Genomic DNA, 20,681 nt, shown 5'->3' with positions numbered 1-20,681 from the left:
AATGTGGGAGCGAGCCTGCTCGCGAAAGCGCTAGTGGCTTAAGCGCTGACCTTGAGGCCAATCAACCCGGTAATGATCAACGCTACGCTGGCCAGCCGAATCAACGCCATCGACTCGCCAAACAGAATGATCCCGGCAATCACCGTGCCCACGGCACCGACACCGGTCCAGATCGCATAGGCCGTGCCCAGCGGCAATTCCTTCATCGCGAGGCCAAGCAGGCCAAGGCTGATGGCCATGGCCGCAACGGTCAGAACGGTGGGCAGCGGGCGGGTGAAGCCGTCGGTGTATTTCAGGCCGACGGCCCAGCCGACTTCGAACAGGCCGGCGAAAAACAGAATGATCCAGGACATTCAAGACCTCCATCGATAGACGGGGTCGTCCCCAGATTAATAACTCGATCGAGCCGCAGGGTCGTCCCCGCGTTGCGCGCTAGTTTGACCAGCATTAACCCGGGGATCAAGTTTCGAGGTCAGTCAGCCGCTTGCGGCGCCAGGGTCTCGCGATCTTCCTTTTCACTCATGCGCCGGAAGTAAGTCGACAGCAGCGCGCCGGAAATATTGTGCCAAACGCTGAACAACGCGCTCGGCACCGCCGCCAATGGCGAAAAATGCGCACTGGCCAATGCAGCGCCCAATCCCGAATTCTGCATACCCACCTCCAGCGCCAGCGACTTACGCTGGGCCAGCGGCAGCTTGAACAGGCGCCCGGTGAAGTAGCCCAGCAAATAACCGAAGCTGTTGTGCAGCATGACCACGGCCATGATCAACAGGCCGGACTCGGCGATCTTTGCCTGACTGGCCGCCACCACGGCGGTCACGATAATGACGATGCTGACCACCGACACCAGCGGCAACACATCGACGGCGTGACGAACCTTGTCGCCAAGCAAACGCTGGGCAACCACGCCAAGAATGATCGGTAGCAACACCACTTGCAGGATCGACCAGAACAGCTCCATGAACGATACCGGCAGCCATGCCGAAGCCAGCAGCCAGATCAACGCCGGGGTCAGCAGCGGGGCGAGGAGGGTGGTGACGGCGGCGATGGCCACCGACAATGCCAGATCGCCGCGAGCCAGCCAAGTCATGACGTTGGACGAAGTGCCGCTCGGGCAGCAACCGACCAGAATTACTCCGACGGCAATTTCCGGCGGCAGGTGGAACACTTGGCAGAGCAACCACGCCACACCGGGCATGATCACGAAATGCGCGACTACGCCCAGCGCCACGCGCCACGGATGGCGGGCGACGGCAGCGAAGTCGTCAAGTTTGAGGGTCAGGCCCATGCCGAACATCACCAGGCCCAGCAACGGTACGATCGCGCCTTTGAGGCCGAGGAACCACGCCGGTTGCAGGAACGCAATCACCGCGAAAATCAGAACCCAGTAAGCGAAGGTATTGCCGACAAAGCGGCTGAGTGCAGCCAGTGCGCGCATGGCTTGATCCTTATTATGTGAAAGCGTTAGGAAGCTAAGCATACGTCGCCAGCAAAAAGATCGCAGCCTCCGGCAGTTCCTACAGAAAAACACGTCCTCTGTAGGAGCTGCCGAAGGCTGCGATCTTTTACGCGTTCACACAAAAAACCGATCAGATCCCCTGCGGAGTCTCTTCGCCACCCAACGCTTCCACCAGCGCCGGCAGGAAATCACCGAAGGTCAGCATCATCAGGGTGAAGCTGGCATCCAGTTGACCCAGTGCCTCATCACCACCGTCCTGTTCCGCCTGATCCTGCAACAGATCTTCGAACTTCAGACGTTTGACAGTCATCTTGTCGTCGAGCATGAACGACAGTTTGTCCTGCCATGCCAGCGACAACTGAGTGACCACTTTGCCGGTGCTCAGGTGCAGCTGGATTTCTTCGCTGGTCAGGTCCTGACGCTTGCAACGGACGATACCGCCGTCTTCGTGGGTGTCGCGCAGTTCGCACTCGTCCAGTACATAGAAGTCGTCGGCGGCTTTTTGCGTGGTGACCCATTCGGTCATGGTCGCGGTAGGCGACATTTTCACGGTCAGCGGACGGACGGGCAGGGTGCCGATCACTTCACGCAGGGTCGACAGCAGGTCTTCGGCACGTTTCGGGCTGGCCGAGTTGACCAGGATCAGACCCTGTTTCGGCGCGATGGCGGCGAAGGTCGACGAGCGACGGATAAAGGCGCGCGGCAGGAACGCCTGGATGATTTCATCCTTGATCTGGTCGCGTTCCTTCTTATAGACCTTGCGCATCTGCTCGGCTTCGATCTCTTCGACCTTTTCCTTGACCGCGTCACGCACGACGCTGCCCGGCAGAATGCGTTCTTCTTTACGGGCGGAAATCAGCAGGAAGTCACCGCTGACGTGCACCAATGGAGCATCTTCGCCTTTGCCGAACGGCGCGACGAAACCGTAGGTGGTCAACTCCTGGCTTGCACATGGACGCGCCAGTTTGGTGGCCAGTGCAGTTTCCAGCGCCTCGGCATCGACAGGCAGGTCTTGGGTCAGGCGATAGATAAGCAGGTTTTTGAACCACATGGGGTGAGTCTCTCCTTTATACAAAGGGGGGCATTATTGTCTTCGCCGTCTCATAGGCCAACCCTTCTCTAAGCCTTTGGAAGGCCTGAGAAAATTATTTAAAAAAGTGCTTGCCAGAGGTTGGGTCGCTCCGTAGAATGCGCGCCACACCGAAGCGAAGGGTGATTAGCTCAGCTGGGAGAGCGTCTGCCTTACAAGCAGAATGTCGGCGGTTCGATCCCGTCATCACCCACCATTCGTTTCAAGTGTTTAGCGCAGCGGTAGTTCAGTCGGTTAGAATACCGGCCTGTCACGCCGGGGGTCGCGGGTTCGAGTCCCGTCCGCTGCGCCATATTCGGTAACCTGGACCACTGAACGCCAGGTCACCACGGAAAAACCCGCCAAGGCGGGTTTTTTTCTGCTCCAAGGTTGTACCCGCGGGATGTGTCGTTTTACCGGTTTTCGGATTTATTTGAAAAAAAACTTCAATTAAATCAACACTTTACGAAAACTTGTGGCATAATGCGTCCCGTAACGAAGCGAAGGGTGATTAGCTCAGCTGGGAGAGCGTCTGCCTTACAAGCAGAATGTCGGCGGTTCGATCCCGTCATCACCCACCATTCGTTTCAAGCGTTTCGCGCAGCGGTAGTTCAGTCGGTTAGAATACCGGCCTGTCACGCCGGGGGTCGCGGGTTCGAGTCCCGTCCGCTGCGCCATATTCGGAATCTGGAACACTGAACGCCAGATTCCACAGAAAGCCCGCCTAGTGCGGGCTTTTTGCTGTCCCGGATTTGTTGATTTCAAGTTTCCACGGTGTCATGACACCGTGCTACTGCGCAGCATTTTGGCTGTGTCGATAGTCGCTCACTGCCTCGTATACCGTTTTACGCAAGCGGTTGATCCCGCCAATCGGCCGATGCGCCTCAAGCCCGAACCACGGATTAAACGAAAGGTTGTCACACGCCAGATTTAGCGCCGGGGTATCGAAATCCTGCGGCGGCAGGGTGATCCGCGCGACGGTTTCAAAGGGTGAGTCCTGCTCGCGCCATTCGATGCTGGTGTCTTCGATCGGCATGTACTTGTTGGCATCCTGGCGCTGGATCTGCAGTACGAAACAGGCTGGTATCCGGTCCGTCGACAACTGCTGAGTCAAAGCGCTGCGCAGGAAATTCGGCAGGTCGTGGTTCTGTTTGGGCAGTGTATAGGCAGGGCAACTGTCCGGATCGGGTGCAACACGAAACTTTGCATTGGCTTCCCCGAACTTGTAGGGCGAAACCGAAAAGTATGTCGTCGCTGTCGGGCTGTCCGGTGGCGGCGATAGCGTTGCCAAGGCAATAAACAAATGGCGGATCTGCCAGCTGCGCGGATCCCAGCCGGGGAAAAACGCCATGACCTTTTTGCCGTCAGCCTGCGCCGCCACATTCTGACGGTACTCGGCGACATCGCTGACAAAAAAGTTCGGGTGGCTGAACATCACGAAATCCTGCTCAGGCTGTGACTGGCGATTGCCAAGCAGCTGTTTTCCCGATACGTCCAGCAGTTTGATCGCCATGCCCCGCGCGTCGCGGAGGCTGTCGAACTGTGGGTAGGCATTGCCATTGGACAGGCGAATCATCGCTTGCCAGGTTTTGCCGGGCTCACTGAACACGCCTTGTCGCAGCGACTGCACCAGTTGCGGCAACACCTGCACCTGAGCTTTTACACAACCATGAGCCTTGGCATGGGCGTCGCGCAGATACCGTGTGCTTTCTCGGTGTTGATCGACGATGCGTACGGCGGTCTGGATCACGTCCTGGGTCATCGCCGCTTCGCCGGTGGGAATCTGCTCCTGCGCCGACACCGGGCCACGGTGTTGCCAGGCAAACCAGACCGTAGCGATGGCCCAGCCGAGCAAGCCGATGACAAGCGCTATCAACAGAACCTTGCCCAGCAAACGACCCAGCCACAACCAGATTCTGGCCAGCAGCGACTGTTCTTTCTTGAAGGTTGAGATCATGGCAGTTGCGCCTCCAGTGGGCCGCCGAGGACTTTCAGGTACTCAAGAAGCGCCCAGCGTTCTTCGGGCTGCAATAGCCGGCCAATCACGCCGTTGCCACGTTCGCCGGCGCGGAACTCATGGCCGCTGTTGTGGTTGCCGGTGATCCGCGTATCGAACAGGAAGCCATTGGTAAACGCTTCGGTGCGATACCCCAGATGTCGCGGATCGTATTCAAAGGTGCCTTTGAAGAAGGTTGTGGCGCGCTCATCCTGCGGCGACAGCAACTGATAGATGTTCGGTACCGAACCGTTGTGCAGGAACGGAGCGGTGGCCCAGATACCGGCCAGCGGGCGGGCCTTGTAAGCGACTTTTTCGCGAACGCCGATCGGCAGGCCAAAGCCGTCCATGCGTGGTTTTTCCTGCGGCGTGACGTTGGCTTCGCGATAGGCGCGGTCTTCGACGAAAGCGGTGACGTAAGCCAAGCCCTTGGCCACCGATAACTGGCTCAAGTCCAGTGGCTCCTTGGGTGTCGGATGCAGCTTGACGTCCATTTTTTCCAGTTCTTTCAGATCCCACTGCAGGGCTGTCAGGTCGAAACGGTGGTTGGCGATATTGTCGGCAGCGGTCGGGTCGGTGCCGATGACATTGACCGGCAGCATGTGCAAATGCTGCACCCAGCGCTCACCTTCCTGAGTCTGGCGCGGTACGTGACAACCGGCGCAGTTCTCGACAAATAGCGTGCGACCCTTGGCTGCCAAGGGTTTGTCGATGGCGCCAAACAGATCCTCTGGCCAGGCTGGCGGCTTGAGTCTTTGCAGGGTTTCTTCGATTTTGTGCAGATCACGCACGCGCACGCTGGAGGCATAGCGTGCTTCGCCTTGCAGCGGCTGGCCGTTGGCATCGAAAAAATTCAGGGTGGCGCCGACGCCTAACGCTTCACCGATATTGCGCGCCATTGGTTGCTGCGCCGAGCCGTTCCACTGCACCCAATCGAACGTCCACATGTCCCAGAGCTGCGGGTAATCCACCGGAGCATTGGCCACGCGGTAGTTGGCGGGGGAAATCGCATCGCCAAACGTCGCATTGGCAATGCGTCCGAAAGCATCGGCGCGGCCGGGACCTTCTTCGGTCGGGTAGAGGCCGCGATGGGTATCGTTCCAGGCGACTTTGAGGAATGTATTCAGTGAGGTTTTGAAGTCTTTGCGCAATTGCTCGTGACGCGTGTCGTATTCGTCGCCCAGCACGGTTCTGGCAAAACGTTCGAATTTCCATGGGTTGTAGTAAGTCGCGGTCAGACTTGCCACCAATGCCTGTCCGAAACTGCCACCACGCAAAGTAGGAACACTGGAAGGCAACACATGTTGCGCGGTACCCCCGTCAATTCGCACGGCCTGGCCGTTGATGCGCAATTCGCCGGTGTGGCAAGCGGCGCAAGTAATGTCCAGATATTGCTCAGAGCTGCCGGGATTCTGATGGCGGGCAAAACCGACGGGGAGGTTGCCGGGGTTGTTCGCCGTGGCTTTGTGCTGCGGATCAATCAGAAAACCGAAGCGCGCGAGGTAATCGGAGGACGCGAAACGCTGTTCAGAAAAAGGCAGCTCCAAGGCCTGGAACCACTCGTAGCGAAGGCCTTTGACCTGCGTACCCTGAGGCGTGAAATAGTAGGTTTGCCGGTCTTCGTCACTCCACTGATCGAGGTAATGCACCTGCTCGGCGGGGGTGTAGAAGGGCAATTTCGGGTTGGCGACGTAATACAGGACGACGGCAAGAACCAGTCCCAGCAGCACGACGATCAGGGTCAGCACACGGAATAAGAGGCGCAAGATAAACATCCTTGTCGATTTGTTCCGCTGTTATGCCTGAGCACGCCCCCATGCGGCAAGTGGCCATTACGCCAGATGATGCAAGAAGGAACGACGCTGATTGTCGGGACAAGATGACAGAAGCTTCATCGTCGCTTCGCCTCGATGCGTTTTAATCCCTGAACTTATCGGAAGTTTCCTGCTCTCATGCCGGTAGCCATTGGTCGTGGCGGCCTGATAAGCTCGCGGCTTTACTCGATTGCCCTTTCGGCGCATGAACAAGGAAATAGCATGAAACAGCATCGGTTGGCGGCGGCGGTTGCCCTGGTTAGCCTGGTCCTCGCGGGTTGTGATTCGCAGACCAGCGTAGAGCTGAAAACCCCGGCGCAAAAAGCTTCCTACGGTATCGGCCTGAACATGGGCAAGAGCCTGGCTCAGGAAGGCATGGATGATCTGGACTCCAAAGCGGTAGCCCAGGGCATCGAAGATGCCGTCGGCAAGAAAGAACAGAAGCTGAAAGATGAAGAACTGGTCGAAGCCTTCGCCGCGCTGCAAAAGCGTGCTGAAGAGCGTATGGCCAAAATGAGCGAAGAGTCGGCTGCGGCTGGCAAGAAGTTCCTCGAAGAAAACGGCAAGAAGGCGGGTGTAACCACCACTGCTTCCGGCCTGCAATACGAAGTGGTCAAGAAAGCCGACGGCCCACAGCCCAAGCCGACTGACGTAGTGACTGTTCACTACACCGGCAAGCTGACCAACGGCACCGTATTCGACAGCTCCGTCGAGCGCGGCAGCCCGATCGATCTGCCGGTAAGCGGCGTGATTCCGGGTTGGGTTGAAGGTCTGCAACTGATGCACGTTGGCGAGAAGTACAAACTGTACATCCCTAGCGATCTGGCTTATGGCGCTCAGTCGCCAAGCCCGGCAATCCCGGCCAACTCGGTTCTGGTCTTCGACCTGGAACTGCTGGCCATCAAGGATCCAGCCAAAGAAGCCGCTGCTGCCAAGTAATTGGTAAAGGCTTCAACAACAACGCCTCGCTTATGCGGGGCGTTGTTGCATCTGGACCCTGGCAAGGGTAAACAGAGCGAACCGATGGCGGTCGGGAGAGTCATAGCCAATGAGACTGCCATCGCTAGCCGCCCTGAGCAGCCAAGTCAATGAAATATTGGGGTTTTTTATGTGAGTAAAAAACGCCCGATCTGAGCGCAGCCCTTATGAAACGGGGCTTTCAGCGCTGAAATGCAGCTCTGTTCACAAGGTTATCCACAATTTGTGTGGATAACATTTCAACGGGAGGAATAGATGAAAGCTCCGTGGAATTTTGCTCGATTCCTGCCCTTGGCCGGCCGTCTGCTCGCACGCGGCCGTTTGCCGACCTTATTGTTTGCGGTTGCCAGCAAAGGCGCTGCGCAGGGCAATCGCCTCGGTAAACTCAAGGACGATTTACGTTTACTCCAGGCTTTGTGCCTGGCCTATTGGCGCGGCGAGTACCGCGCCATCAGTGGCAAAGCGCTGGTGTCGGTGGTGGCGGGTTTGATGTATTTCCTCAGCCCGGTGGATGCGATTCCGGATTTCATTCCCGTATTCGGCATGCTCGACGACATCGCCGTCCTCGCCTGGCTGATGAAAACCCTCGACGATGAGCTCAATGCCTTTCGCCTGTGGCGCAATCGTCAGCAACCGGAAAAGCTCGCAGTCGTCGAACGCCTGCCGGATACCCCCGAGCAACTGCAACTTCAGGGGCCGAAAAAAACCTGATTCCTCAACACCCGCCTACAGATAGATACCCCCCGCGACCTTGGCCGCTGTTAGGATTACACTTCTAGGGAAAAGTGCCGACTCGCTAAGTGTTGTTGTCCTACGGGGTAGTCATGGATATTCAGATAATTGCACGCGATGGCGAACCCGAATACGCGGTTCTGCCGTGGGCTCAGTATCAGGCTCTACTAAAAGCAGCAGGCATTAATGAAACACCGTCGCGTCCGGCACCTACGCCGCTCGCGGCCTCACCAGACACGATTCTTCCAGGTCTGGATCAACTACGCAGTTTGCGCGAAGGGAAGGGCATCGCCATTGAGGCGTTGGCCCGCACGGTAGGCATCAGCCCGTCTTATCTGGCCATGATCGAAAGTGGCGAGCGTCAGCCCGACGCCGCGATTCGCCGCAGCCTGGCTTGGGAATTGACGGTGCCAGGGTGGAGGGATGAATCGTGAGCGTACGCATCAGTCGTCAACATTGGGACGGATTGCTCGGAGAACTGGATCAAGCGCGCCGTCAGCGCCATCTACTGACTTATCGGGCCTTGCTCGAGCGTTTGCAATTGCCGACACCGGCCATGCAAACCTTGACCGCCGCGCTTGAGCATCTGGCCGCGCTGGATGCCAAGGCCGAACAACCGTTGCGCAGTTCACTGGTGATCAGCCAAGGTGCCAGTCGCCTGCCGCGTACCGGTTTCTTTGAGTGTGTTGAACGTCTGGGGCGTTTTTCCGGGCCGTCCGATGGTGTTGCTGCGGCCTCTTGGCATGCTTCGGAAGTTGTCCGTGTTTTTGAATACGAGTACCCGGAATCGGCGGAGGCCTGAGTGTTTTTACGACTCAAGGCGCGGGCCAGTTACTGGCTGGCCCGTAGGCTGTTTCACTGGTCATGGTTCGTTCGACAACCGCGTGGCTGGCGCTGGCTCGAAGGGCAGTTTGCGCGCATGGCCAACCTTGGCGATGTCGGTGCGCAGAGCTTCTATGGGCACATCCTGACCTTTCGCGGTGTCGGCTTGGGCGCGCGTGAAGAAGGTGTGCGCCTGTTGCGCTTGGCGGCGCTCGCAGGCGATGGCAAAGCGGCTTATCAGGTCGGTGTGATCAGTCTGGCCGGGACGCTGGGTAAACTCCCGGACCCTGTCGAAGCCGCACGCTGGTGGGGGATGGCTGCCAAGGCCGGGCATCCGTTGGCTGAGCTCAAATTGAAAGAGCTGAGCGCTCGGGATTCAACGCAGTAAATCCATTTGTGTCCGCACGATAAACGCGGCGTGAGGTTTTCCTCACGCCGCGTTTGCGTTTCTGTGCACCTGTTTAGCTGCTGGTGATGCTTTACAGATAAGTCCTACAGTCATCGCCTACTTGCCTGACTTCTTTCCTGATTGATCCCCCGCACAGTTCCCGCGCCTAATTTTTGCGCGAGGGAACGCTCATGTTTGATCCGCTTATTCAGTCCACTTCGCACACCCGCGTGCGCTGATGGACGCCGTCACCCGCATCGAGCAAGCACTCGACAGCTTTCCCGCCACCCTCAGTATTTACCGCGAACAGCTCAAGCATTGGGCCAGTCACGCGGCGGACAAGGTCAGCCACGCTGCGGATCTGCCGTCGCTGATGGGCATGGAGCGGATCATTCGCTTCGGCTCCGATAGCACTGCCGTCAGCAGCACCGACAACGAATTTTTCTCAGGTGTCGTCCAGTGCCCGAAGGGCGGGTTGATGCAGATCGAGAGCAAGTTCGAGTCGGTCTACGACATTCCGCTGGGCAACATCGTGGTCGATGTGATCGCCATGGACGGTGGCGTAACCACCCCTATCACCCTTGATGAGCAAGGCAAGGGCTCTTTCAAAGGAATACCTGGCAGGTTCTACCGGGTGCAGGTGCACAGCGATGTCACTCCGGATCAGGTCGAGGACCTTTTCAAAGCTTATGACGGCCTGACCGCTGAGCTGGATGGCTGGCTACGCAGTGAATGGAAGAGTTTCAAGCCGCAGTGGTCGCAGTCGGTGGCGACGGCGGCAGGCAACGGCATGCTCGCCGGGAGCTGGGCGGCCATCGAGGGGGTGTGGGACAGCATTGGTTTGCTCTCGGACATTCTCCAGGATCCCGGCCAGTTTGCTGAGCGCTTGGGCAGTGGCGCGGCAGATCTGATCGAGCTGGCGAAAACTGCGCCCGAGGTCATGGAGAAGCTGCAACTGCTGGTCAGTGACGAAGCTGCACTGTGCTTATTACTGCGCACTGCCAGCCTTTGGCTGGAGATGCTGCCGCCCAGTGAAGTCGCCGGCAAAACTGCTGAAGCGGCGTCGATGATGATGGTGCAGTTGCTTATCGATGTGCTGATCAGCGTCGTCTTGACGTTCGTCAGTGGTGGCGCAGGCATCGCTTATCTGACGCTGCGTCTGGCGGATCGCGCCGTGCAATTGCTGTCGGCGGTGAAGCGTTTGGTGAAGGCGATGTTCGGCATCGTCGAAGGGTTCATCAAATACGTCGATCAATACAAAAGCGTTGCCGCCCGAGGCATCGCCACCGGGGTGAAAAAGGGCCGGATGCAATTGCGCTGGAATGCGCAGCGCAACACCTTGTTGAAGAAAGACGAGCCTCACGACGACTCGCCGGATCAGGCGAAAAACCCCAACGGCGACAGCGCCGATTGCGTGCCGCGCACCTGCACCAACGGCTGCCCGGTGTCGATGGTCACTGGCGAAGAACTGCTGACCCTGAGCGATGCGGTGCTCGATGGCGTGTTGCCGTTTGAGTTCACGCGGTTGTATCGCAGCAGTGCCGCCGAAATCGATGTCGGGTTGGGGTTTGGCTGGAGTCATTCGCTGGCACATCGGCTGGAGTTTTTCGCTGATGAGGTGGTTTGGGTCGATCACGAAAACCGGCGCACTCGATTTCCGTTGCCGAGCGTTGAAAGACCGGCGATTCACAACAGTCTGTCGCGGGCGGCGATCTTTCTGGGTGATGAACCGGAAGAGCTGATCCTGGCACTGGCCGGGGAAACGGCGCGGTTCTATCACTTTCGCGCAGGACGGCTGACGGCGATCAGCGATAGCTATGGCAACCGTCTGACGGTGCAGCGCGATCGCTCTGACCGGGTGCAGCGCCTGGACAACGGCGCCGGGCGTTCGCTGCTGTTGCGCTATGACCGCGCGCAGTTGGTTGGTGTGGATTACCAGGTGTTTCGCGACGGTGCCTGGAGCACTGAACAGGCGCTGGTCAGTTACCGCTACGACGCTTATCAACACCTGATCGAGGCCAGCAACGCCGTCGGTGACAGCGAGCGTTACGACTACGACGACGCCCACGTGATCCTGCAGCGGCAACTGGCGGGCGGGGCGAGTTTCTTCTGGGAGTGGGAACGCTCGGGGAAATCGGCGCGGTGCGTGCGCCACTGGGCATCGTTTTCGCAGATGGACACGCGTTACGTCTGGAATGACGACGGCAGCGTCGCAGTGCATTGCGTCGATGGCACCGAAGAGACTTACGTCCACGACGAGCGTGCGCGGCTGGTGAGTAAAGTCTCGGCGGATGGTGGCGAACAGCTCAAGGCCTATGACGCTGCGGGGCGGTTGATTGCCGAGCAGGATGCCTTGGGGGCGGTCACCGAATACCGCTACGACGAGGTCGGACGGCTGGTGGCGCTGATTCCGCCGGCTGACGCGCCAACGTCCTACGAGTATCGCAACGGTTTCCTGCATAAACGCTCTCGCGGTGACGCGGTGTGGATCTACCGGCGCAATGCCGAGGGCGATGTCACCGAAGCGGTCGATCCCGATGGTCAGGTTACCCATTACTACTACGACACTCGTGGCCAGTTGCTGTCGATCCGTTACCCGGACAGCAGCCGGCATCGGCTGGTCTGGAATGCCCTCGGCCAACTCATTGAAGAGACCTTGCCCGACGGTGGCGTGCGGCGTTTTTCCTACGACGCGCTGGGGCGGCGGACCACAACCGCCGACGAACACGGTGCAGTCACCCGTCAGCATTGGGATGCGGTTGGCCGACTGATCCAGACGACATCTCCTACCGGCAATACCCGTGCTTACAGCTACGGCGCCTACGGTCAGGTCACTGCCGAGCGCGATGAACTGGGGCGCATCACCCGTTATGAATACGACGACGATCTGCATCTGGTCTCGCGGCGGATCAACCCCGACGGCACGCGGGTGCAGTACCGCTACGACCATGCGCAACTGCTGCTCACCGAGATTGAAAACGAGTCCGGGGAAAAGTACCGGCTGGATTACACGCCGACCGGGCTGATTCGCCAGGAAAGTGGTTTTGATGGCCGGCGCACGGCGTATGCCTATGACCTCAACGGGCATCTGCTGGAAAAGACCGAGTTCGGTGATGACGGCTCGACGCTGATTACTGGATATGCAAGAGATGCTGCCGGGCGCCTGTTAATCAAGACCCTGCCCGACGGCCTCAAGGTCACCTACCAATACGACCGACTTGGTCGACTGATCGGTGTTGATGACGGCCAGCAACACCCGCTGGCCTTCGAGTACAACCGTCAGGACCGGCTGATCACCGAGCATCAGGGCTGGGGCACCCTGCGCTACCGCTACGACGCCTGCGGCCAGCTCAAGCGCATGCGCCTGCCGGACAACAGCGTGCTCGACTACCGCCACGCCAAGGGTGGCGCGCTGACCGACATCGACCTCAACGGCACGCCGCTGACCCGTCATGTCTATCAGTCCGGACGCGAACGGCAACGCCAGCAGGGTTTGCTGCTCAGCGAATACACCTACGACGATCAGGGCCGATTACTCGCCCACGCCGTAGGCCATCAGCGCGATGCGTTGTTCCGCCGCGATTATGCCTACAACGCCAACGGCAATCTCGCGCACATCGCCGACAGCCGCCACGGCCAGCGCACCTACGGCTACGACGCCCTCGACCGCCTCATCCGCGTACGCCACTCGCGCGACGAACTGCCGGAATCCTTCGCCCACGACCCGGCCGGCAACCTGCTGATGCAGGACCGCCCCGGCCCCAGCCAGATCAAGGGCAACCGCCTGCTGATGCAGGGCGACCGCCACTACGACTACGACGCCTTCGGCAACCTGATCCGCGAACGTCGCGGCCGCGCCCAGACTCTCGTCACTGAATACCGCTACGACAGCCAGCACCGCCTGATCGGCCTGACCCGCCCCGACGGCCAAACCGCCAGCTATCGCTATGACGCCTTCGGCCGACGCATCAGCAAAACCGTCAACGGCGAGACCACCGAGTTCTTCTGGCAGGGCGATCACCTCGTCGCCGAAAGCAGCGAAAACGAATACCGCAGCTACGTCTACGAACCCGGCACCTTCCGCCCGCTCGCCTTGCTCGACGGCAAAGGCCCGCAAAAAGCCTGCCCGTTCTACTACCAACTCGACCACCTCGGCACCCCGCAGGAACTCACCGACTACAGCGGCGACATCGTCTGGTCCGCGCAATACGACGCCTACGGCAAAATCGCCGCACTGACCCTGGCTGGCGAGGATTACCTGAACCAGCCGCTGCGCTTTCAGGGGCAGTACTTCGATGCGGAAAGTGGGCTGCATTACAACCGGCACCGGTATTACGACCCGAGGCTGGGGCGGTATCTGACGCCGGATCCGATCAAGTTGGCCGGTGGGCTGAATCAGTACCAGTACGTGCCGAACCCGACGGGGTGGGTGGATCCGTTGGGGTTGAGCTCTAACTGCCCGCCGCCGAATAAGCCTGGGTGTGAGGCGCCGGGTGGGATTGGTGGCGCTAAGGTAGAAGAGGGTGAGCCAGCGCTGCCAAAGATGACGGCGCAGGAGCGGAGGGCAAGGATTGATGAGTTGGCGGAGGCGAATGCGAAGAGGCGAGTGAATGAATACGAGTCTTTGTACCAAATGCATACTGTCGCTAAACATAATCCGGAAATTCCGGATCACGCGCTGAAGCAAAGAGCCATTGATGGCAGTCATCCGACAATAAGTGGAGTACGGGAGAGGGTAAATTCGAGCTCTCAGTTCAAGAGTTGGCGGCTACAGCTCCATGCTATCAATGATGCTGTTTCCAGAATGAGCCGAACCCCTCCTGCTCCCACAGGATTTACATCACAGGGGGACCCGGTGGTGAGGAAAGAGATGCCGAATGGTGGCAGAGGATATAAGCCAAATAGAAGAGATCAACAAAATCCACGATATGTAGATGAGTTGAATTATTCTGAAGTGCGGTTTCGCAGACAAAATATTAATAGCCCTTACACAGCTTTCCCGGATTAGGAGTGTTTTATGTTGATGTCGCCGGGAGTGAATCTTCCGTTTACTCCCCAGCTTTCTTATTGGCTTGGTGGGATAGGAACCTATGATCAGGAGGAAACATTGGGGGTGGCCCTATCTATTTACGACCCCAATGACGCATTCGATAGAGAGGTTGTTATAAGGAAGTTTATTTTAGATGGCTTTTTTGGATATACGTATAGACATAAATTTCTGATGGTTAAAATTCTTGAAGAAGCTTTGAGTTCGCCATGTTTTGATTTTTCAAAATTATTCGAAGATGACTATGACTCGAATACATGTGTTGCGTGGGACGAAACGATGGTAGACGATCCGCGTGGCTTTTTTGAAGATATATATAGATTGGCAGTTGAGCAATGGCATGAGGAACTAAAAAAAGCACGTGCGGAGAATCAGTCGTCTTGGTAGGTCGAGGGCAAGCGCGCTCCCACAGGTTTTTTGTTGTTTGAGGAGTCAGCGCTGGCCGATGGCCTGCGGCGAATGGACGTCTGCGGGAATAAGACTATCAAGCAAATGCACGCTATACCCCGGAACATTCTTCGCATGATGCTTCGCTTGCGAAGCCATCTCTGCAAGTTGGCTGGCGTCGAGTTGTGCGCAGGCTTCGGGGTGCAGGTGGACCACGCCAATCGATAGCGACAGCAGCGGAAATTCTTGACGAATGCCTTGCCGATTCGGGGCAATGAAGCAGCCAGCCTCCAGATGCTCAGGCCGATAGAAACGGCGACATTGGCTTTGAAAGTCGTCGAGCAACTGGTTGATGCGTTTGCGCCAGTCGTCCGGACCGAGGACAAGGAGGAAGTCGTCGCCACCAATGTGACCAACGAAGTCGCGGGACGGGTCGACGCGTTCGTTGAGGCATTGCGCCAAACACAGCAAAACTTCATCACCACGCCCGTAGCCATAGATATCGTTGAAGGGTTTGAAACTGTCGATGTCGACATAGCAGATGACCGACTCGCGCCCCTGCTGCAGCAACCGCGTCAGGCATTGCTGGATCGGCACATTCCCCGGCAACAAAGTCAGAGGATTGGCATACCGCGCCTGTTGAATCTTCAACTCGGTGATCAGTTTAAGCACGTCGATCACCCGGCCAAGACCCAGGTAGCCGCCGTTAAGAGTAATGATGAAGTCTTCTTCAATGCGTTGCCGCGCGCGGCTGGTGATCAGGCGGCTGACTTGTTGCAGCGACTGGCTCATTTCCACGGCGAGGAAATCGTCGTTCATCAGACGGCTGATCGGTTTACGGGCGAACAGGTCGGTGGCGAACGGTTTGAGCAGGGCATCCGATAACGAGTGGCGGTGGACGATGCCGCAGGGTTGGCCTTGTTCGTCGAGTACCGCCAGTGAGTTGAGGTTGGCCTGGCGGCGGAAGGCTTCCAGCACAGTGGCGGTGGGGGTGTCGCGATGCACGGCCGGTTGGTCGTTGAGCAGGGCGCTGAGATCACTGCCTTCGTCGTTCAGCGCAACGCTGCTGCTGTCGTGTTTGGGCATCAAGGCGCGGGCATCGCGCGGTGGGTGTTCTTGGGGGCGGCCAAGCAGGTAGCCCTGCACCAGATCGACGCCCATTTCCGTCAGCACCGCGAGTTCTTCCGGCAACTCGATGCCTTCGGCGATGACTTGTGCGCGTGAGGCTTTGGCGATTTGCAGGATCGAGCCGACGAACTCGCGCTTCAACGCATCTTGATGAATGCCATCGATGAAGTGCCGATCGATCTTCACATAATCCGGGCGCAGTTCCGACCATAACCGCAAGCTCGAATAGCCGGCACCGAGATCATCCAGCGCAATGGAAAAACCCATGGCCCGATAGTGATGCAAGGCGGTTTGCAGCAACTGAAAATCGTCGATGGGCGTCTGTTCAGTCAGCTCGATCACTACCTGACTGGGCGGAATGCCGAAATCCTGCAGCAACTGCAACGTGCGCCCCGGTTGATGGGCGGCTTCAAGCAAGGATTCCGGCGAGACGTTGAGAAACAGTTTGCCCGGCAGTTGCTGCTCATTGAAGCGACGGCAAGCGCTTTGCCGACAGGCGATTTCCAGTTCGCTCAAACGCCCGGCCTGACGGGCCACGGCGAACAGCGCGATGGGCGAGTGAAGAGGGCTGTTGGACGGACCACGGGTGAGGGCTTCGTAGCCGAGAATGCGCCGTTCGGAGAGAGAGATGATCGGTTGGAACAGGCTGTGTAAACCGCTTTGAGTCAGGATCGAGCTCAAGGCACTCAGCTGTTCGGTCGTGGTCATGGCTATCTCTGGCGATAAAAAAAGGACTGGGAGCGCTCTCGATGAAGAGAGTGGCTCCCAGTCCTTTATTGCACGACAGAATGATGACTGTTTGATGACGATCCGGGGATCGTCAGCATTAAATTGCCATCACCTTACTTCTTGGCCACCTGATTGCTCAGCTTCAGGTAATCCAGCAGTACTCGCCCGGTTTCGCTCAGGTAGGCATCGTCTTCTGGTTTGACCTTGTCCGGCTCGGCGGCCGCGAGGGCGTCGTCGTCTTCTTTCTTCAGCTCTTTGAGCGGCTCTTCGCCTTTGGCTTTGCGACGGATGTTTTCCATGGCCAGTTGCTTGGCGTCGATATCGGTGTGTTGCGCGCGACGCTCGGCTTCGTTAAGGCTGACGGTTTTTTCTTCCATCAGTTTCTGCGCCAGGGCCAGCTTGTCACGGATGAACACGAACTCGGCATCTTTGGCGGTGCGTGTGTCATGTTCGGACTTGAGCTGCGCCAGGTACGGCTTGAACGGATCGGCCGCCGGTTTGATTGCCGCGCGGATGGTGTCCCACGGCATGGCTTCCGGCAGTGCGCTCTCGCCGATTTCCTTGGTGTCGATCAACGACGGGTAGTCGATGTCCGGCAACACGCCCTGATGCTGGGTGCTCTGACCGGAAACCCGGTAGAACTTGGCCAGGGTCAGTTTCAGTTCGCCATGGTTCAACGGCTGAATGGTCTGCACGGTGCCTTTACCGAAGGTCTGGCCACCGATGATCAGCGCGCGGTGGTAGTCCTGCATGGCGCCGGCGAAAATCTCCGAAGCCGAGGCGGACAAGCGGTTGACCAAGAGTGCCATCGGGCCTTTGTAGAACGCGCCCGGGTTTTCATCTTCGAGTACGTCGACACGGCCATCGGCATTACGTACGAGTACGGTCGGGCCTTTGTCGATGAACAGGCTGGTCAGCTCGGTGGCTTCCTGCAGGGAACCGCCGCCGTTGTTGCGCAGATCGATGACCACGCCGTCGACTTTGTCTTTCTGCAGCTCGGTGAGCAGCTTCTTGACGTCGCGGGTGGTGCTCTTGTAGTCCGGATCACCGGCACGGAACGCCTTGAAGTCGAGGTAGAAGGCTGGAATCTCGATGACGCCGAGTTTGTAGTCCTTGCCGTCCTGTTTCAGGTTGAGCACGGACTTCTTCACCGCCTGGTCTTCGAGCTTCACCGCTTCACGGGTGATCGGCACGATCTTGGTGGTCTGGTCGTTCGGCGCATTGCTCGCCGGAATCACTTCCAGACGCACCACGGTGCCTTTCGGACCACGGATCAGCTTGACCACTTCATCTAGACGCCAGCCGACCACGTCGACCATTTCTTTGTTGCCTTGGGCAACGCCGATGATCTTGTCGGCCGGGGCGACCTGTTTGGTCTTGTCGGCCGGGCCTGCCGGCACCAGACGCACGACTTTCACCTGGTCGTTATCGCTCTGCAACACGGCACCGATGCCCTCGAGGGACAGGCTCATGTTGATGTCGAAGTTTTCCGCGTTATCCGGCGACAGATAGTTGGTGTGCGGATCGTACGACATGGCGAAGGTGTTGATATACGCCTGGAAAATGTCTTCCGGACGGGTCTGGTCCAGGCGCGCCAACTGGTTCTTGTAGCGCTTGGTCAGGGTTTCCTGAATCTGCTTCGGCTCTTTGCCGGCGATCTTCTGGCGCAGGACTTCGTCCTTGACGCGTTTGCGCCACAGGTCATCCAGCTCTGCGGTGGATTTCAGCCAAGGGGCGTCCTTGCGATCGATCAGCAAGGTCTCCTTGGTGTTGAAATCCATCTTGTCGACGCCTTTGTTCAGCTCGGCAAGGGCGAAGTCCAGACGCGCCTTGACGCGGTCCAGGTAGCGCTTGTAGATGGTGAACCCGGCGTTGAGGTCGCCGCTTTTGAGGAAGTCGTCGAACTGGGTCTTCCACTTGTCGAACTCGGCGATGTCGCTGGCCATGAAGTAGCTGCGCGACGGATCCAGCAGCTTTATGTAGCTGTCGTAGATGATCACCGAGCGGGCATCGTCAAGCGGCGGCTTGCTGTAGTGGTGACGCTTGAGCAACTCGACGACGTTCAGACTGGCGATGACTTCATCGCGATCAGGCTGCAATTTGTCCCAGCTGTTGGCTGCGAATGTATTGCCCGACACCGGCAACAAACCGATACCGATGAAAAGAGCGAGGGCGGTGCTGGGGAGCAAATGCTTCATGCTGATTCGACGCGGGGACAATTGATAACGCATATTAGGCCGTCTTTGAAGTCGCCGGTTCTACGAGAGCCGGTCGCATAATGCAAAAAGCCCGGCGCTACAGCTTCGGGCTCAGTCCAGACTCACTATGGAGGCACTGTGAAGGCATTGCAAGGCGTTGACGGTCAAGTGGCATGGGTTGAAGAGCCGAGTCCTACGTGTGATGTAGGACAAGTCCGCATCCGAGTGGCGGCAGCGGGCCTCAATCGCGCCGATTTATTACAGAAAGCAGGGCTTTATCCGCCACCGCCAGGGGCCAGCCAAGTGCTCGGTCTTGAGTGTTCCGGGGTGATCAGCGAGGTCGGCGCGGGCAGTGCGTGGCAGGTCGGCGATCGGGTTTGCGCCTTGCTGGCCGGGGGTGGCATGGCCGAAGAGGTGGTCGTCGACGGGCGGCACGTGCTGCCGGTTCCCGAAGGCGTCTCGCTGATTGAGGCGGCCGCATTGCCCGAGGTTTATGCAACAGTCTGGCTGAATGTGTTTCAACTTGCGGCGCTCAAACCGGGTGAGAAAGTTCTCTTGCACGCCGGCGCAAGTGGAATCGGTTCAGCCGCGATTCAGTTGTGCAAGGCGTTTGGCAATCCATGTTGGGTCAGCGTCGGTTCGGCTGAGCGTTTGGCCTACTGTGAAGCGCTGGGTGCGCAGGGCGGGGTGGTGCGCACCGATGATCTGGAGAGCCTGCGCGATTTTGGGCCGTTCAACGTGATTCTCGACCCGGTCGGCGGTAATTATTCGGCGCTGAACCTGAAGCTGATGGCGCTGGATGGACGCTGGGTGTTGATCGGTTTGATGGGCGGGCGTGAGGCGAAGCTGGATCTGGCGCAGGTGTTGGCCAAGCGTGTGCAACTGCTGGGCTCGACGTTGCGCAGTCGTGACGATCAGTTCAAGGCGGATCTGTTGAGTGATCTGGGTCAGCAGGTGTGGCCGTTGTTTGCTGAGGGGCGCTTGAGTCCGCAGTTGGCCAAGGCGTTTGCGGTGAAGGATGCCGAGGCGGCGTTTGCGGAGTTGGCGAGTAATACGGTGGCGGGCAAACTGGTATTGGTGATTGACGAAAGTCTGAGCTGAGATCAAGGCAAAAAGCCCCTCACCCTAACCCTCTCCCAAAGGGAGAGGGGACTGACCGGGTTGTTCTACCGGGCTACATCGACCTGACGCATCGGGTTGAACTCAGGTTTGGAATATCAGCCTGCCTGTGCAGATTAAATCTTTGTCATTTCCAGAGATGGATTGGCCAGTTGGCCTTTTCGGCATGTTCCAGCAGCACTGGGTCCGGATTCACCACATGCGGGAAATCCACCTTCAGCAACAACGGCAAATCATTACGCGAGTCGGAATAGAAACTCGCACCTTCCAGGTTCTCTTCTTCAGCATCCAGCCATTCTAGCAAGCGGGTGATCTTGCCTTCGCGGTAGGTCAGGGTGCCAACGGTATGCCCACTGTAAACGCCATGGGCGACTTCCAGTTCAATCCCCAGAATTTCATCAATGCCCAATCGATCGGCAATCGGTCTGACCAGGTGCGTCCCCGACGCCGAAATCACCAGAATGCGGTCGCCGGCCTTGCGGTGGGCGGCGATGGTTTTGGTCGCGTCGCTGAAGATGATCGGTTCAATGAAGTCTTCCACCCACGGGCCAACCAGATGCTCGACTTCTTCCGGTGTGCGGCCGATGAGCGGTTCCAGGCTGAATTCCATGTAGTCTTCCATGCGCAATTTGCCATGGCTGTAGGCGTCCATCAGTTCGTTGTTCTTGCGCATGAACGATTCAGGATCGACCCAGCCCAGGCGCCCCATCTGCTCGCTCCAAAGGGTGGCGCAGTCGCCGTGGATCAAGGTTTCGTCCAGATCAAAAATTGCCAGAGCCATCAGTGCAGTTCTCTCTTCAACGTCAGCAAAGTCA

The 20,681-nt window shown here is 58.2% G+C and carries 16 protein-coding genes and 4 tRNA genes; 12 read left to right on the top strand and 8 right to left on the bottom strand.

Translation table 11 applies throughout. From position 1 onward, the window contains the following. Positions 1-38: 38 nt before the first annotated feature. From sugE to rdgC, 3 genes are all read right to left on the bottom strand, one after another. Positions 39-353, bottom strand: coding sequence for a quaternary ammonium compound efflux SMR transporter SugE (sugE, locus tag ACM6IN_RS26380; RefSeq protein ID WP_003223093.1), 315 nt, complete (start codon positions 351-353; stop codon positions 39-41). Positions 354-472: 119 nt separating this feature from the next. Continuing rightward, complete coding sequence (locus ACM6IN_RS26375; RefSeq protein ID WP_414916977.1) at positions 473-1,438, bottom strand: bile acid:sodium symporter family protein; 966 nt, start codon at positions 1,436-1,438, stop codon at positions 473-475. 151 nt (positions 1,439-1,589) lie between these two features. Next, positions 1,590-2,510, bottom strand: a complete 921-nt coding sequence (gene rdgC / locus ACM6IN_RS26370; protein ID WP_007919763.1) for a recombination-associated protein RdgC — start codon at positions 2,508-2,510, stop codon at positions 1,590-1,592. Positions 2,511-2,669: 159 nt separating this feature from the next. Here rdgC and ACM6IN_RS26365 point away from each other — a divergent pair. From ACM6IN_RS26365 to ACM6IN_RS26350, 4 genes are all read left to right on the top strand, one after another. Further along, positions 2,670-2,745: transfer RNA gene (locus ACM6IN_RS26365), tRNA-Val, on the top strand. Positions 2,746-2,764: 19 nt separating this feature from the next. Continuing rightward, a tRNA-Asp gene (locus ACM6IN_RS26360) sits at positions 2,765-2,841 on the top strand. Between the two features lie 192 nt (positions 2,842-3,033). Then, positions 3,034-3,109: transfer RNA gene (locus tag ACM6IN_RS26355), tRNA-Val, on the top strand. Between the two features lie 19 nt (positions 3,110-3,128). Then, a tRNA-Asp gene (locus ACM6IN_RS26350) sits at positions 3,129-3,205 on the top strand. A 113-nt stretch (positions 3,206-3,318) separates the two neighbouring features. Here ACM6IN_RS26350 and ACM6IN_RS26345 read toward each other — a convergent pair. Continuing rightward, complete coding sequence (locus ACM6IN_RS26345; protein ID WP_414916976.1) at positions 3,319-4,485, bottom strand: catalase family protein; 1,167 nt, start codon at positions 4,483-4,485, stop codon at positions 3,319-3,321. After that, entirely contained in the window at positions 4,482-6,290 is a 1,809-nt protein-coding gene (locus tag ACM6IN_RS26340) for a di-heme-cytochrome C peroxidase (RefSeq protein WP_414916975.1), read from the bottom strand. Before ACM6IN_RS26340 ends, ACM6IN_RS26345 begins: the two co-directional genes overlap by 4 nt. A 270-nt stretch (positions 6,291-6,560) precedes the next feature. Between ACM6IN_RS26340 and ACM6IN_RS26335 the strand changes: the two genes are divergently transcribed. The 7 genes from ACM6IN_RS26335 (at position 6,561) to ACM6IN_RS26305 (ending at position 14,692) form a co-directional block, all read left to right on the top strand. Then, positions 6,561-7,277 carry an FKBP-type peptidyl-prolyl cis-trans isomerase gene (locus tag ACM6IN_RS26335; RefSeq protein WP_007919751.1) on the top strand — a complete coding sequence of 239 codons (717 nt, stop codon included), beginning with the start codon at positions 6,561-6,563 and terminating at the stop codon, positions 7,275-7,277. Between the two features lie 294 nt (positions 7,278-7,571). Beyond that, on the top strand, positions 7,572-8,027 hold the full coding sequence (locus tag ACM6IN_RS26330; protein WP_007919749.1) for a YkvA family protein: 456 nt from the start codon (positions 7,572-7,574) through the stop codon (positions 8,025-8,027). Positions 8,028-8,140: 113 nt separating this feature from the next. Then, complete coding sequence (locus ACM6IN_RS26325) at positions 8,141-8,482, top strand: helix-turn-helix domain-containing protein (protein ID WP_007919748.1); 342 nt, start codon at positions 8,141-8,143, stop codon at positions 8,480-8,482. Next, positions 8,479-8,850: a hypothetical protein gene (locus tag ACM6IN_RS26320; RefSeq protein WP_003223109.1), complete on the top strand. Its 372-nt coding sequence runs from the start codon at positions 8,479-8,481 to the stop codon at positions 8,848-8,850. The genes ACM6IN_RS26325 and ACM6IN_RS26320 overlap by 4 nt, the downstream gene beginning before the upstream one ends. Further along, a complete protein-coding gene (locus ACM6IN_RS26315) occupies positions 8,851-9,258 on the top strand; it encodes an SEL1-like repeat protein (RefSeq protein WP_007919747.1) in 408 nt (135 codons plus the stop codon). It abuts the gene before it with no gap. A gap of 238 nt (positions 9,259-9,496) precedes the next feature. Then, complete coding sequence (locus ACM6IN_RS26310; protein ID WP_414916974.1) at positions 9,497-14,266, top strand: RHS repeat-associated core domain-containing protein; 4,770 nt, start codon at positions 9,497-9,499, stop codon at positions 14,264-14,266. 9 nt (positions 14,267-14,275) lie between these two features. Then, on the top strand, positions 14,276-14,692 hold the full coding sequence (locus ACM6IN_RS26305) for a hypothetical protein (protein WP_414916973.1): 417 nt from the start codon (positions 14,276-14,278) through the stop codon (positions 14,690-14,692). Between the two features lie 45 nt (positions 14,693-14,737). Here ACM6IN_RS26305 and ACM6IN_RS26300 read toward each other — a convergent pair whose 3' ends face one another. Continuing rightward, positions 14,738-16,528, bottom strand: a complete 1,791-nt coding sequence (locus ACM6IN_RS26300) for a bifunctional diguanylate cyclase/phosphodiesterase (protein WP_414916972.1) — start codon at positions 16,526-16,528, stop codon at positions 14,738-14,740. 134 nt (positions 16,529-16,662) lie between these two features. Continuing rightward, complete coding sequence (locus tag ACM6IN_RS26295; protein ID WP_176472379.1) at positions 16,663-18,747, bottom strand: carboxy terminal-processing peptidase; 2,085 nt, start codon at positions 18,745-18,747, stop codon at positions 16,663-16,665. Between the two features lie 138 nt (positions 18,748-18,885). On the opposite strand from ACM6IN_RS26295, the gene ACM6IN_RS26290 reads away from it, so the two are divergent. After that, the gene (locus ACM6IN_RS26290; RefSeq protein ID WP_007916328.1) at positions 18,886-19,848 is read left to right on the top strand and encodes a zinc-binding dehydrogenase; all 963 of its coding nucleotides are present in this window, start codon (positions 18,886-18,888) and stop codon (positions 19,846-19,848) included. A 145-nt stretch (positions 19,849-19,993) separates the two neighbouring features. Here the strand turns inward: ACM6IN_RS26290 and ACM6IN_RS26285 are convergent, their stop codons facing one another. Next, positions 19,994-20,647 carry an HAD family hydrolase gene (locus tag ACM6IN_RS26285; RefSeq protein WP_007916329.1) on the bottom strand — a complete coding sequence of 218 codons (654 nt, stop codon included), beginning with the start codon at positions 20,645-20,647 and terminating at the stop codon, positions 19,994-19,996. Positions 20,648-20,681: the final 34 nt, after the last annotated feature.

Source organism: Pseudomonas sp. IT-P395 (assembly GCF_949767675.1).
GTDB lineage: Bacteria > Pseudomonadota > Gammaproteobacteria > Pseudomonadales > Pseudomonadaceae > Aquipseudomonas.
Note: the sequence above shows the minus strand (reverse complement) of the source record. Positions and strands in the feature narration are given on the sequence as shown.

Excerpts from the sequence above, each read along its gene's own strand:
- ACM6IN_RS26335 (WP_007919751.1), top strand. The coding sequence starts at position 6,561 with ATGAAACAGCATCGGTTGGCGGCGGCGGTTGCCCTGGTTAGCCTGGTC.
- sugE (WP_003223093.1), bottom strand. The coding sequence starts at position 353 with ATGTCCTGGATCATTCTGTTTTTCGCCGGCCTGTTCGAAGTCGGCTGG.
- ACM6IN_RS26300 (WP_414916972.1), bottom strand. The coding sequence starts at position 16,528 with ATGACCACGACCGAACAGCTGAGTGCCTTGAGCTCGATCCTGACTCAA.
- ACM6IN_RS26305 (WP_414916973.1), top strand. The coding sequence starts at position 14,276 with ATGTTGATGTCGCCGGGAGTGAATCTTCCGTTTACTCCCCAGCTTTCT.
- ACM6IN_RS26285 (WP_007916329.1), bottom strand. The coding sequence starts at position 20,647 with ATGGCTCTGGCAATTTTTGATCTGGACGAAACCTTGATCCACGGCGAC.
- ACM6IN_RS26310 (WP_414916974.1), top strand. The coding sequence starts at position 9,497 with ATGGACGCCGTCACCCGCATCGAGCAAGCACTCGACAGCTTTCCCGCC.
- ACM6IN_RS26325 (WP_007919748.1), top strand. The coding sequence starts at position 8,141 with ATGGATATTCAGATAATTGCACGCGATGGCGAACCCGAATACGCGGTT.
- ACM6IN_RS26345 (WP_414916976.1), bottom strand. The coding sequence starts at position 4,485 with ATGATCTCAACCTTCAAGAAAGAACAGTCGCTGCTGGCCAGAATCTGG.
- ACM6IN_RS26375 (WP_414916977.1), bottom strand. The coding sequence starts at position 1,438 with ATGCGCGCACTGGCTGCACTCAGCCGCTTTGTCGGCAATACCTTCGCT.
- rdgC (WP_007919763.1), bottom strand. The coding sequence starts at position 2,510 with ATGTGGTTCAAAAACCTGCTTATCTATCGCCTGACCCAAGACCTGCCT.
- ACM6IN_RS26330 (WP_007919749.1), top strand. The coding sequence starts at position 7,572 with ATGAAAGCTCCGTGGAATTTTGCTCGATTCCTGCCCTTGGCCGGCCGT.
- ACM6IN_RS26295 (WP_176472379.1), bottom strand. The coding sequence starts at position 18,747 with ATGAAGCATTTGCTCCCCAGCACCGCCCTCGCTCTTTTCATCGGTATC.